General features: G+C 46.2%; 11 protein-coding genes. All 11 read right to left on the bottom strand.

What is annotated here, in order from left to right; genetic code table 11:
• Nucleotide 1: 1 nt before the first annotated feature.
• A complete protein-coding gene (locus tag OCU77_RS04595; RefSeq protein WP_048899782.1) occupies nt 2-1,156 on the bottom strand; it encodes a protein-glutamate methylesterase/protein-glutamine glutaminase in 1,155 nt (384 codons plus the stop codon).
• A gap of 84 nt (nt 1,157-1,240) precedes the next feature.
• A complete protein-coding gene (locus OCU77_RS04590) occupies nt 1,241-3,550 on the bottom strand; it encodes a chemotaxis protein CheA (RefSeq protein ID WP_048899781.1) in 2,310 nt (769 codons plus the stop codon).
• Between the two features lie 9 nt (nt 3,551-3,559).
• Entirely contained in the window at nt 3,560-4,279 is a 720-nt protein-coding gene (locus OCU77_RS04585; protein ID WP_048899780.1) for a protein phosphatase CheZ, read from the bottom strand.
• 35 nt (nt 4,280-4,314) lie between these two features.
• Nucleotides 4,315-4,686 carry a chemotaxis response regulator CheY gene (gene cheY / locus OCU77_RS04580; protein ID WP_048899792.1) on the bottom strand — a complete coding sequence of 124 codons (372 nt, stop codon included), beginning with the start codon at nt 4,684-4,686 and terminating at the stop codon, nt 4,315-4,317.
• A 57-nt stretch (nt 4,687-4,743) separates the two neighbouring features.
• Complete coding sequence (locus tag OCU77_RS04575) at nt 4,744-5,466, bottom strand: RNA polymerase sigma factor FliA (RefSeq protein ID WP_048899779.1); 723 nt, start codon at nt 5,464-5,466, stop codon at nt 4,744-4,746.
• On the bottom strand, nt 5,459-6,346 hold the full coding sequence (locus tag OCU77_RS04570; RefSeq protein WP_107302329.1) for a MinD/ParA family protein: 888 nt from the start codon (nt 6,344-6,346) through the stop codon (nt 5,459-5,461). The genes OCU77_RS04575 and OCU77_RS04570 overlap by 8 nt, the downstream gene beginning before the upstream one ends.
• Nucleotides 6,339-8,021, bottom strand: coding sequence for a flagellar biosynthesis protein FlhF (flhF, locus tag OCU77_RS04565; RefSeq protein WP_048899778.1), 1,683 nt, complete (start codon nt 8,019-8,021; stop codon nt 6,339-6,341). Before flhF ends, OCU77_RS04570 begins: the two co-directional genes overlap by 8 nt.
• Before the next feature lie 127 nt (nt 8,022-8,148).
• Nucleotides 8,149-10,245 (bottom strand): flagellar biosynthesis protein FlhA, encoded by a 2,097-nt coding sequence (flhA, locus tag OCU77_RS04560; protein WP_048899777.1) that lies wholly within the window; start codon nt 10,243-10,245, stop codon nt 8,149-8,151.
• A gap of 237 nt (nt 10,246-10,482) precedes the next feature.
• Nucleotides 10,483-11,613 (bottom strand): flagellar biosynthesis protein FlhB, encoded by a 1,131-nt coding sequence (gene flhB / locus OCU77_RS04555; protein ID WP_107302328.1) that lies wholly within the window; start codon nt 11,611-11,613, stop codon nt 10,483-10,485.
• Between the two features lie 24 nt (nt 11,614-11,637).
• Nucleotides 11,638-12,420, bottom strand: coding sequence for a flagellar biosynthetic protein FliR (gene fliR / locus OCU77_RS04550; protein WP_048899776.1), 783 nt, complete (start codon nt 12,418-12,420; stop codon nt 11,638-11,640).
• Nucleotides 12,421-12,454: 34 nt separating this feature from the next.
• On the bottom strand, nt 12,455-12,724 hold the full coding sequence (fliQ, locus tag OCU77_RS04545) for a flagellar biosynthesis protein FliQ (protein WP_048899775.1): 270 nt from the start codon (nt 12,722-12,724) through the stop codon (nt 12,455-12,457).
• Between the last annotated feature and the right edge of the window lie 14 nt (nt 12,725-12,738).

Here is a 12,738-nt window from a genome sequence, read left to right as displayed (position 1 = left end):
CTCACCCTAGCCCTAACTCGACAAGAATTCGCTCAGAGATACGCTCAAGGGGTAAGTCTTCGGTTGAAATACCGGCTTTTGCAACAGCTTGTGGCATACCGTATACCACGCAACTTTCTTCGTCTTGTGCCCAAATCGTCGAGCCACTACTTTTCAGCATACGACAACCTTCACGGCCATCAGCACCCATACCCGTTAGGATCATCGACAAGACTTTATCTTGGTAAATCTTCGCAGCAGAGCCAAAGGTCACATCAACACATGGTTTGTAGTTCATGCGTTCACCACCATCAATGATGCGAACACGGGTCGCACCAGGGCGGCCTTCTAGCATCATTTGCATACCACCGGGAGCTAAGTAAGCCACGCCAGGTTTAAGTACGTCACCATCTGCCGCTTCTTTTACTGAAATCTTACACAGATTATTCAAGCGTGCCGCAAAAGCTGCTGTGAACGTCGCAGGCATATGCTGAACAAGGACGATAGGCAATGGAAAATTAGCCGGTAACTTAGTTAATACCTTTTGAAGTGCAACCGGGCCACCTGTTGAGGTGCCAATTGCCATTAACTGGTATTTTTTGCCTGTTGCTTTAAAACGTGCTGCTGACGCTTTCACCGCTGGACGAGGAGCGACAGGTGTACGAGTTGCTGTCGCCGTGGTACGCGCCGCTAATGGACGAACACTATCACGTGCAGCTGGCTCACGTGCTGTTGTTGCTGCTGCAACTGGACGAGTCGCAGTGCGGCGCATCATGACACGTTTACGCGCAATTTCAGTGACACGTTTTTGTAATAAGCTCACAGCTTCATCACGGTTACGTGCAATGTCTTCAAACTTTTTAGGAAGAAAATCTAACGCACCAGCATCTAAAGCATCAAGCGTTGCTTTGGCACCATCATGAGTTAGTGATGAGAACATTAAGATTGGTGTCGGTGTGCTTTTCATAATTTCACGCACAGCCGTAATACCGTCCATCACCGGCATTTCGATATCCATGGTAATAACGTCAGGGCGAAGTTGCTTTGCAAGATCGACTGCTTCTTTACCATTTACCGCGTTACCAATTACTTCCAGTTGTGGATCTGAGTTAATGATTTCACTCACACGACGACGGAAAAAACTTGAGTCGTCCACTACCAATACTTTAATTGCCATCTATTCTATTGTCCTGTTGCTCCGGATATCCGGTAAAAGATTAGGCGCCTGTGCGCCTAACCTTTTTGATTTATTGTTGTTTTCTTAACGGCCTGCGTAATGCTTTAGTAGATTTGGCACATCAAGAATCAGAGCAATATGACCATCACTTGTGATCGTTGCACCCGCCATACCTGGCGTACCTTGTAGCAGCTCATCAAGCGGTTTGATAACCACTTCTTCTTGGCCAATCAAAGTATCAACCACAAAGCCAATACGCTGATGCCCTAGCTGTACAATAACAACATGACCATGCTCGCGCTCGCGCTTAGGCAAGCCCACACCACTCAACCAATCTTGGAGGTAGAATAATGGAATCGCTTTGTCCCTAACAATCGTTGTTAGCTGACCATCCACCACATTGGTCTTGCGCAGATCAAGGTGGAAAATTTCGTTCACGCTAGCCAATGGCAATGCAAACGGCTGTTCAGCAACACCCACCATCAAGGTCGGTAGAATCGCAAGCGTTAGCGGTACTTTAATGTCAATGCGTGTACCTTTACCCAGTGCTGAATCGATGAAAATCGAACCATTTAACTGGTTGATACCCGTTTTAACCACGTCCATGCCTACGCCACGACCAGAAATGTCAGAAATTTCTTTTTTAGTCGAGAAGCCAGGAGCAAAGATCAAGTTGTACGCTTCATTATCTGAAATACGTGAAGCCGCATCCGCATCCATCACACCACGCTCAACCGCAATCGCACGCAGTTTATCTGGATCCATACCGCCACCATCATCTTCGATGGTCAGTAGAATATGGTCACCTTCTTGCGAAGCAGAAAGCAGAACAGTACCAACACGAGGTTTGCCTTCTTTCTCACGAACCGCAGGCATTTCAATACCGTGGTCAACAGAGTTACGCACTAAGTGGACAAGTGGATCGGCGAGTGCTTCTACCAAGTTCTTATCAAGATCGGTATCTTCACCACGCATTTCCAGCACGATTTCTTTGTTCAAGCTACGCGCTAAATCGCGGACAACGCGAGGGAAACGACCAAAGACTTTCTTGATTGGTTGCATACGCGTTTTCATTACCGCGCCTTGCAGATCAGCCGTTACGACATCTAAGTTAGCAACCGCTTTCGACATGTCTTCGTCGTTGTTATTCAGGCCTAAGCTCACCAAACGGTTACGCACTAGTACCAATTCGCCGACCATATTCATGATGGTATCTAGCGTTGAGGTATCAACACGAACCGTTGCTTCCGCTTGTGGTTTCGCAGGCGCGGCTTTTGCTGGTGCAGCAGCTTTACGTTCCGCAACAGGGTTCGCGGCAGGCGCTGGCGCTGATACCGGAGCCGGTGTTGGAGCGACAGGCTCAACAACAGCAGGTGCCGGCGTAATAGGAGCAGCTGGAGCCGAAGTGGCTGGTGCTTCATCGGCAATCATTTCAGCAATAGGTTTAGTCGCAAAATCAAGCTCATCTGGTGACGGGCCTTTCCCTGCACCATGAAGCTCATCTAATAAGCGCTCAAACTCATCATCTGACATTAAATCGTCATCACTTGACGATGCTGAAAGTGGTGCAGGTGCAGCGGGTTTAGCCGGTTCGACAACAGGCGCTTCAACCACAGGTGCAGCAACTACAGGGGTATTTGCACCAGGCGCTTTGCCTGAGCCATGCAATTCATCAAGTAGACGCTCAAATTCGTCATCGGTGATGTCACCACTTTCCGCTTGAATTTGATCAACAATGCTTTCTGCGGCTGGCGCTGAAGTAGAAACAGGCGCAGGACTAGATGCCGCTGATGGACTATTACCAACACCGTGAAGCTCATCCAAAAGACGGTCAAATTCATCTTGCGTAATGTCATCAACGGAGTTACCCGCAATCACACTGTCATCAGGGATTGTCGAGCTCGGTACTTCAATAGGAGCTTCAACCACAGGAGCTACTGGCTCTGGTGCCGCTACAGGTACCGCAACCTCTTCCACAGCTGGCGGGTTTAGCTCAGCTTCTGTTGGTGGCTGGCTATAACGGTGAAGCGCATCCAATAATGCTTGATCCGCAGGGTCCAATGGCTCACGCGCTTGAACTTGGACAAACATGGCATTAATGGTATCTAATGCTTCTAAAATCACATCCATCAATTCAGATGTAACGGGACGCTTACCTGTACGAAGTAAGTCAAAGATGTTCTCAGCACCGTGACAAGCATCGACAAGCTCACCGAGTGATAAGAAACCGGCACCACCTTTTACGGTGTGAAAACCACGAAAGATCGCGTTTAGAAGTTCACCGTCATCTGGACTACGTTCTAGCTCCACAAGTTGCTCAGAAAGCAACTCTAGGATTTCTCCTGCTTCAATAAGGAAATCCTGCAGGATATCTTCATCTAAATCAAAGCTCATATAATTCCCCTAAAATCCAAGGCTCGACAGCAAATCATCAACATCATCTTGAGAAGACATTACATCGACACGTTCTTCACTGTTGATGATTGGCCCTTCTGGGGCAATAGTTGGTGCTTCCGTTAGGGCTTCCGCTTTGTCATCTTGTTCCATGTCAAAGGCTTTCAGGATATCAACTAACTGATCTTCCACTTCATGGACGAGTTCAATCACACGGCGAATTATCTGCCCGGTGAGATCCTGAAAGTCTTGCGCCATTAAGATTTCTGTCAGTTGACTACGAAGTTCACCGCTATCGCCCTCAACTTGCATCAGCAAGCCATCGATATTGTGACAAAGCGTTTTAAATTCGTTCAGCTCAATTTTACCTACCATTAGTCGCTTCCACTGAGGCTGAACTAATAGCAAGTTATCGTGCAATTTATCCGCAATAGGCAACGTATTCTCTACTGCATCCATCGTTTTATTTGCCGCTTCTTCAGTACGGTCAATAACATACGATAAACGCCCTCTCGCATCTGGAATTTCAGTTTTAGCGAGATCACAAATACGCGGGTCAAGACGGAAATTCTGCAACGAGTCATGCAGCTGGCGAGTCAGTTTACCGACCTCGTCATACATAGGATCGCGGCTTTCATTAACGGCAGATAAAACGATTTGATTCGCTTGATCTTGTTGTCCGTCTTCAAGCAGGCTGACAAGCTGTTTAGCTTGAGCAAGTGTTATCATTATTATGGTTACCTGTTAGCGTCTGACAGACAGCATTACTGCATACGTTCGAAAATTTTATCCAATTTTTCTTTCAGTGTTGCTGCAGTAAACGGCTTAACAATGTATCCATTAACACCCGCTTGAGCGGCTTCAATGATCTGCTCACGTTTAGCTTCTGCTGTGATCATTAAAACAGGCAAGTGCTTCAATTCATCGTCAACACGGATGTGCTTCAAAAGATCGATCCCTTGCATGCCAGGCATATTCCAGTCAGTTACGACGAAATCAAAGCCACCTTTTTTAAGCATAGGTAATGCGGTCAATCCATCATCCGCCTCTTGAGTGTTATTAAAGCCCAAGTCACGTAAAAGGTTTTTAACGATGCGGCGCATTGTTGAGAAGTCATCAACAATGAGGATTTTCATGTTTTTGTTCAAAGTTGCCTCCACTGAGGTCACAGTGTTTTTATAGTATTCTAATTTTTACGCAGTCCAAGCAGTGAGCTTAGCGCGCAAGCGTTGCATGGCCTGACTGTGAATCTGACACACTCGGGATTCACTCACCCCAATAACAGCACCGATCTCTTTTAAGTTGAGTTCTTCATCATAATAGAGCGACAGTACTAGTGCTTCACGTTCAGGCAAGGTTTTAATGGCTTCAGCCAATGAATGGCGGAAATTATCATCTACAACACCTTGAAATGGAAGATTTTCCTCAAGCGATTCCTCGTTGGCAATCGCATCTTCTGTCACACCAAGATCATCTATTCCTACCAAGCGACCACAATTTACATCATTTAAAGCTTGATAGTATTGATCCAGTGTCATTTCGAGATGTGTCGCAATTTCCTGATCGTTCGGGTCGCGACCTAGCTCACTTTCAAGTACCGAGATAGCTTCAGTAATACGTCGGCTATTTTTATAGACCGAACGTGGTACCCAGTCTCCACGGCGAATGTCATCAAGCATTGCGCCCCGAATACGAATTCCAGCAAATGTTTCAAAACTCGCCCCTTTTGTCGGGTCATAGTTCTGTTGTGCTTCAAGCAGGCCAATCATGCCTGCTTGAATTAAATCTTCAACTTGCACACTGGGCGGTAACCGTCCCATTAAGTGATGTGCAATCCGCTTAACCAAGGCCGAATAGCGCATTACGAACGCTTGCGGGCTCTCTTGGTAACGGCCATAGGTTAACGCTTTATTCACCGATAGGTACCTCTGTTGGCGTTGGTTTCACTAATAACCGCTCAACAAAGAACTCAAGGTGACCTCCAGCACTGGTAGGTACTGGCCAAGTAAGCGCTTTGTTCGCCAGCGAACTTAACGCTAATGCTGCAGGACTTTTAGGGTAAGCTTCAACCACAATTTTTTGACGCTTCACTGATTGACGCACTTTATCGTCCAGTGGCACACAAGCAACCAACTCTAAATTTGCGCTTAAGAAGCGTTCAGTCACTCGTGTTAACTTGGCGTAGAGCTCACGGCCTTCACGATAACTGCGGACCATATTGGCAACAATTTTGAAGCGCTGAACATCATACTCTCGGCTAAGAATTTTAATCAGAGCGTATGCATCGGTAATCGATGTTGGTTCATCACACACGACAACCAGCACTTCTTGCGCGGCACGCGAGAAACTCAACACCATGTCTGATATACCTGCGGCAGTATCCACCAGCAGTACATCAACATCATCAGATAAACTACCAAAAGCGCGAATCAACCCTGCATGCTGCGCGGGACTTAACTCTGCCATATTTTGTGTACCAGACGATGCAGGGATAATTTTCACACCGTATGGGCCTTCTACAATAATATCTTGTAGATCACACAGCCCAGCTAAGACGTGGGATAGGTTTCTTCCTGCGCGCAAGCCTAACATAATATCAACGTTAGCCAGCCCCAAGTCGGCATCAAGTACCATGACTCTCTTACCTTGGCGGGCCATTGAGATTGCCATGTTGAGCGTGACGTTAGTTTTACCTACTCCACCTTTACCACCAGTAACAGTAATAACTTTGGTTGAAGACAGTTTAGTCATACGGCGTAAGCCGCTCGCTTGATCGTGCATCATGTTCTCAATCATAAAAATCCGCCGCCTGGTTTTCTGAATTGTCGCTACTCCAGAAATGAGGTTGCTGACTAATTTCTTGTTCTAATAGTTCGTTGGCTCGGGCGACCAAAAATTTGCCAGTGGCAACTTTAATATCTTCTGGTACACGCTGACCATCGGCCAAATACGCAATAGGTAGTGCATTTTCTATGGTAACGCACATCACCTCACCCAAACTCAATGATTCATCAAGCTTGGTTAATACACAACCAGATAACGGTATACGACGGAAGTGTTCAATCGTTTCATGCAAAACTCGGCGCTGAGCAGTTGAAGGTAATACCAACAAACTACGTATCTGAGCACCACTGTTTTGCATGAGCGTATCCAGTTGTTCTGACAGACGAATATCGCGCTGTCCCATCCCTGCTGTATCTAATAAAACTAATCGTCGATGGCGTAACTGATGAAGTATATCGGCCAGTTCTTCCGCATCTTTAGCAACTCTTACCGGACAGCCTAAAATTCGACCATAAGTAGATAATTGCTCATGTGCACCAATACGATAAGTATCCGTTGTAACAAGTGCAATTTCTTCTGGCCCATAGTCCATCGCTGCACGGGCGGCGAGTTTTGCAATGGTTGTTGTTTTGCCTACACCTGTAGGACCTAATAAAGCGACCACTCCACCCGTTTCTAAAATACAGTCATCGGTGGTGATGATTTGATCAGCTAATAAGCCAAGCAATGCTGGCCAAGCTTCGTGGGCTGGTACATCCTCTGGAATGTAACAAGCCAGCTGATCACTCAGCTCTGGTGACAAACCCATTTTTTCAAGGCGTTTAATCATCATGGCGCGCATCGGTTCACGGCGCTCCACTTCTTGCCACATCAAACCAGACAGTTGATGCTCAAGTAAGCGACGTATAGAAGCCATTTCATTGCGCATCGCATCAATATCTTCAGGGCGTGATGGCGCTTTTGAATCGTAACGAGTTGGGTCTAAGCGATTGCTTCGCTCACCCATAGTGTTCGATGATCGCGATCCTGTATTACTACCTTGCATCCCTCGGTAGCCACTGCCGCGTTGATTGGTGTTCCAATCATGCTTTTCATCATAACTGTGTGAATTCGGTCTTTGATAGTCACCAATATCTAGCGCATGCTTGGCTGGCTGGCGCTTACCCAAACCACCATTGGCATGACCACTATTCGCTTGACCACCATAAGTATTAGAGCCTGAATTTCGGCTTTGCATCGGTTGACGAGCGTGCTGCTGTGGTTCACGACGACGAGATGCTGAGTCATCTCGATCATAACCGTAATCGCGGCCACCATTATTGTGCTTAGATTGACGCTTTAATAATGCCGACAAAGAATCTTCTTCCGTGTGGCTTTCAGCGGCAGGCTCGTTGTGGTCTTGATAATTTTGCAGCATGCTCGCAAATCGGCTGCCTGCCGATTGCTTCAGCTGTACTTTATCATCAACCAGCTTGCGCTTGGCTTGGCCTAAGCGGTTCGCCAATTCATCACGGGCTGGAGACGGTGGCGGCGGCTGATTGCCTGAGTCAGTGTCAACTGCGGCAACAATCTCCACTCCGCCAGTGACTTTTTTATTCGACATGATCACGGCATCTGAACCAAGTTCTTCCTTCACTTGGCTCAATGCTGTTCGCATGTCTTTGGCAAAAAATCGTTTAATCTTCAATCTAATATTCCCGTCAAATGGCGCTAAACCACTTTGTCAGACTCATTAAGCTAGCAGCTGCTAACTTTAAAAAAACGTTATCAAGCCCCAAGCAAATAAATGCATTGGAGCACAATGTTTTACAGGCTTAGTTTCCCACTGCATTGACAATGCGAATTTGCTTTTCATCTGGTACTTCTTGATACGAAAGCACCCGCAAGCTTGGGATAGTATTCTTCACAAACTTCGCTAGCGTTGAACGTAAAACGCCAGAGGTTAGTAGTACTGCTGGCTCACCTTTCAGCTCTTGCTGCTGCGTCGCCTCAGCCAAGGAGCGTTGCAAACGCTCGGCTAAACCCGGTTCAATACCTGTGGATTCACCACCGGCAGACTGCATTGTTTGATGCAATATTTGTTCCAACTCTGGAACCAGTGTGATAACAGGTAATTCCGGCTCTATACCGTTGATTTCTTGAACAATTAGTCGTTTTAATGAAATCCGAACCGCGGCAGTTAAGATGTCAGGATCTTGACTCTTAGCGGCGTACTCGGACAAAGTTTGAACAATTGTTCGAATATCTCGAATTGGAATGCTTTCATGTAGCAAGTTCTGCATCACTTTTACAACCACACCCAAAGAGATTTGGTCAGGCACGAAGCCTTCTATCAGTTTCGGTGTCGACTGCCCTAGCATCTCAAGTAAATTCTGTACTTCTTCATGGCCTAGCAGTTGCGCTGCACTATTGGTTAAGATCTGACTAAGGTGCGTTGCCAATACAGTGGCTGAATCCACCACGGTATAACCAAGCGCTTGGGCATGCTCGCGCTGTGACTCCATGATCCATACAGCTTCTAAGCCAAAGGCTGGGTCTGTTGTAACCTCACCATCAATAGAACCAAACACTTGGCCTGGGTTGATCGCAAGCTCCATATTGTGGTGAATGTTAGCCTCACCACAGGCTACTCCCATTAAGCTAATGCGGTAGCTATTGGGCGGCAACTCCAAGTTGTCACGGATATGGACTGGCGGCACTAAGAAACCAAAATCTTGCGATAGCTTCTTACGCACCCCTTTCACACGCTCTAACAGTTCACCACCCTGCTCTTTATCCACCATAGGGATCAAACGATAACCTACTTCTAAGCCAATAATATCAACGGGTTGAACATCATCCCACGACAATTCTTTTTGCTTAGGTGCAGCAGCTAACTCAGTAGAAGCATCATCTTTTTCAACCAGCGCAGCTTCTTTTTCTTTCTTCACACGCCAGTACGCCATGAGGCCAATCAGTGCCGCCAGTAAAATAAATGGGACGTGTGGCATACCAGGGACAATACCCATCACAAACAAAATACCGCCTGTAATGATCAACGCTTGCGGGTTGTTGAACATTTGGAAGTAAAGTTGCTGTCCCATATCCTCGTCAGTATTTTGACGAGTCACCATCATCGCAGCACCAATTGATAATAGAAGCGACGGAATTTGTGCAACTAAGCCATCACCTATGGTCAACAGGCTATAAATTTCAAGCGCTTCGCCAAACGCAAGGCTGTGTTGACCCATGCCGATAACTAGGCCGCCGATAATGTTGATACATAAAATCAGGATACCAGCGATGGCATCACCTTTTACGAATTTTGACGCACCATCCATCGAACCGTAAAAATCCGCTTCTTTAGTCACTTCACCACGTCGAGTTCGTGCTTGCTCTTGATCAATCAAGCCTGCATTCAAGTCAGCATCAATGGCCATTTGTTTGCCGGGTAACGCATCCAAGGTAAAACGAGCGCTTACTTCTGAAATACGACCGGCACCTTTGGTTACTACCATGAAGTTAATGATCATCAAAATCAGGAAGACCACCAAACCCACCGCGTAGTTACCACCAATAACAACCGAGCCAAATGCATCGATCACCTGACCTGCCGCATCTGAGCCTTCGTGGCCGTATAGCAGTACCACACGGGTTGACGCTACGTTCAAGGCCAGTCGTAGCAAGGTCGCAATCAGCAACACCGTCGGGAAAGCAGCAAAATCCAAAGGACGACGGGTATAGATGGTAACAAGCAGTACCACCATAGAAAGCGCGATATTAAAAGAAAACGCCATGTCCAACAGAATTGGAGGCATGGGTAGAATGATCATCGCAAGCGTTGCAAGTACCATGACAGGGGCGCCAATGGCAGGCATTGCTTTTAAACGAGACAGCGGTAATTTCGCCGCTAAAGACGTTGGAAGTTTCATTAAATCGCTATTAATACTGTCGCATGGGAAATTGGAATAATAATTATCTGGCTATTTTAAGGCTTTCGTCTTAAAAACGGAACAACAAAGCAACAATCATGCCTCATTTAGCGTCATTTTTTTGACTAAAAATATAATTTGAAAGCGATCACATTATAACAAAGAGCGGTGCTAATTTGTACAATTCGATATCGAACAATAGTTTACTTATTAGCCATCATACTCGTTGATGTCGCATCAGTGGCGAAGCTCTGTTGGAATGTTATTCGCTTCTTTTGAGAGAACGGGCTTTTTGCCTTGGCCTTTGCGGTACTGTTTTAGTTGATAGACATAAGCCAATACCTGGGCAACAGCAACAAATAATCCATCCGGTATTTGCTGCTCTAATTCCGTAGTATGGTAGACAGCACGTGCTAATGGCGGTGAAGGAACGATATCAATTTTGTGCTTGTTCGCCACTTCTCGAATTTTTAGAGCAAGGTGATCTGTCCCTTTGGCTATCACTATTGGCGCAGCATCAAGATCTGTATCGTAGCGAAGCGCTACCGAGAAGTGCTCAGGGTTCGTAATAACAACATCAGCTTGCGGTACTTCTGCCATCATTCGACGCTGAGCCATCTCGCGCTGAAGCATACGAATACGCCCTTTCACTTCAGGCTTACCTTCGCTGTCTTTAAATTCATCTTTAATTTCTTGCTTGGTCATTTTCAGCTGTTCATTGTGCTGCCAAATTTGGTAAGGCACATCAATGGCCACTATCACTAATAAAGAACAACAAATCAGCAGTACAAAATTCATTAACAGCTGGAGAGCATGGTAAAAGTTGTTCGGGAATAATTCCGTGCTGATCAAAAACAGATCATTGATGCTGCTGTACATCAAATACAGCGCAACCCCAGCCACCAGCAACACTTTCAGGATAGACTTGATCAACTCCACCCAACTCTGAAGACCAAACATTCGTTTGATCCCGCTAATAGGGCTCATTTTCGATAATTTTGGCCGCGCGGCTTCCGCAGAAAAACTCACCCCGCCAAGTGCTGATGCGCCAACCAAGGCGCTGACAAATAAGAACGCCAACACAATAAACAAAGGCATAGCGATATGCTTAAGTGATTCAAAAATCATCGCAAACAGCTTGGTAAGATCGAAAATTTCTTCACGCGATAAGGTGAACATCTTTGTCATGATGGCAATCATGCCATGTGCCAGTGACTCGCCAAACCACATCAGTGATACGGCGCCTGCCACTAACACGGCAACTGAAGCCAATTCTCTTGAGCGCGGTACTTGACCCTTCTCCCGCGCCTGCTCGAGCCTTCGGGGTGTGGCCTGTTCGGTACGTTCCTGACCGTCAGAATCTGACATTTCTGCCTCTTCCCCTACTCTGGATTAACAATCTAAACGGATCAGGCTACACACCTGCTCGACACCCAGCTGCCACTGGTATTCATACTGTGGCAACATTCCCAACACCAAGAACCAAGCAATGAGTAAGCCCAGCAATAGTGCGAACGAAAAACCTAATGCAAAAATGTTTAACTGTGGCGCAGCTCGCGTCATAACACCAAATGAAAGGTTTACTGTCATTAAGGCGATAATACCCGCGAGTGCCATATTAAGTGCTGATTGGAACATCAAGCCAAACCAACCCGCGAGTTGATAGTAATCTCCCACCTCCAACATACCTTTACCTATAGGTAAGGTTGTGAAGCTCACGATCACCATTTGCAACATCACTAGATGACCATCGGTCGACAAAAACAACATCAAAGCAAACATCATAAATAGCTGACCTAATACCGGAGTATTCTGGCCATTAGCAGGATCGACCATAGAGGCAAAGCCTAAGCTTGATTGCATACCTAAAATTTGCCCCAATAAGACAAAGGTTTGACTCACAAACTGGGTTACAAACCCCATAGATACGCCAATGATCACTTGCTGTGCGATAATCAAAAAACCTTGAAACGACATAATTTCAATGTCTTTAGGCACTGCAGGTAAAGCCGGCATCACCGCAATAGTAATGGTAATGGCGAGATAAAGACGGATCTTAGGGGAGACAAAACGCGCGCCAAAAAACGTCATCGACATAAGCATCGAAGAAATACGAATGAAGGGCCAAAAGTAATTAGCCATCCAATCGAGGATCATGGCCGATGGATAGCTCATCGTTTACACGCGTCCATATTCATAATTCCGTGCACTAATAGAGTAACTGCGGGATCCGCTCAATCACGCGGTAAAAATAATCCATCAGCATGGTTGTCATAGCATGACCAAATAACATCAAGGCCAATAGCGTTGCAATCAAACGCGGTAAAAAACTCAGGGTTTGTTCGTTGATCGAAGTCGCGGCCTGAAAGACAGCCACTATCAAGCCGACCAGCAAACCAGGAATAACAATCATGCACACCATGATTAAAACCATGTAGAGTGCGTCTTGGAATATTTCGACAAACGCTTCAGGTGTCATACGCCATCCTCTAC

This window comes from Photobacterium swingsii (assembly GCF_024346715.1).
Taxonomy (GTDB): Bacteria; Pseudomonadota; Gammaproteobacteria; order Enterobacterales; family Vibrionaceae; genus Photobacterium; species Photobacterium swingsii.
The sequence above is the reverse complement of the archived record's forward strand: the minus strand, read 5'-3'. Positions and strand labels throughout refer to the sequence as shown.

What these genes read in the sequence shown, in the direction of transcription:
- OCU77_RS04595 (WP_048899782.1), bottom strand. Translation starts at nt 1,156, where the DNA reads ATGGCAATTAAAGTATTGGTAGTGGACGACTCAAGTTTTTTCCGTCGT.
- OCU77_RS04590 (WP_048899781.1), bottom strand. Translation starts at nt 3,550, where the DNA reads ATGAGCTTTGATTTAGATGAAGATATCCTGCAGGATTTCCTTATTGAA.
- OCU77_RS04585 (WP_048899780.1), bottom strand. Translation starts at nt 4,279, where the DNA reads ATGATAACACTTGCTCAAGCTAAACAGCTTGTCAGCCTGCTTGAAGAC.
- cheY (WP_048899792.1), bottom strand. Translation starts at nt 4,686, where the DNA reads ATGAAAATCCTCATTGTTGATGACTTCTCAACAATGCGCCGCATCGTT.
- OCU77_RS04570 (WP_107302329.1), bottom strand. Translation starts at nt 6,346, where the DNA reads ATGATTGAGAACATGATGCACGATCAAGCGAGCGGCTTACGCCGTATG.
- flhA (WP_048899777.1), bottom strand. Translation starts at nt 10,245, where the DNA reads ATGAAACTTCCAACGTCTTTAGCGGCGAAATTACCGCTGTCTCGTTTA.
- flhB (WP_107302328.1), bottom strand. Translation starts at nt 11,613, where the DNA reads ATGTCAGATTCTGACGGTCAGGAACGTACCGAACAGGCCACACCCCGA.
- fliR (WP_048899776.1), bottom strand. Translation starts at nt 12,420, where the DNA reads ATGAGCTATCCATCGGCCATGATCCTCGATTGGATGGCTAATTACTTT.
- fliQ (WP_048899775.1), bottom strand. Translation starts at nt 12,724, where the DNA reads ATGACACCTGAAGCGTTTGTCGAAATATTCCAAGACGCACTCTACATG.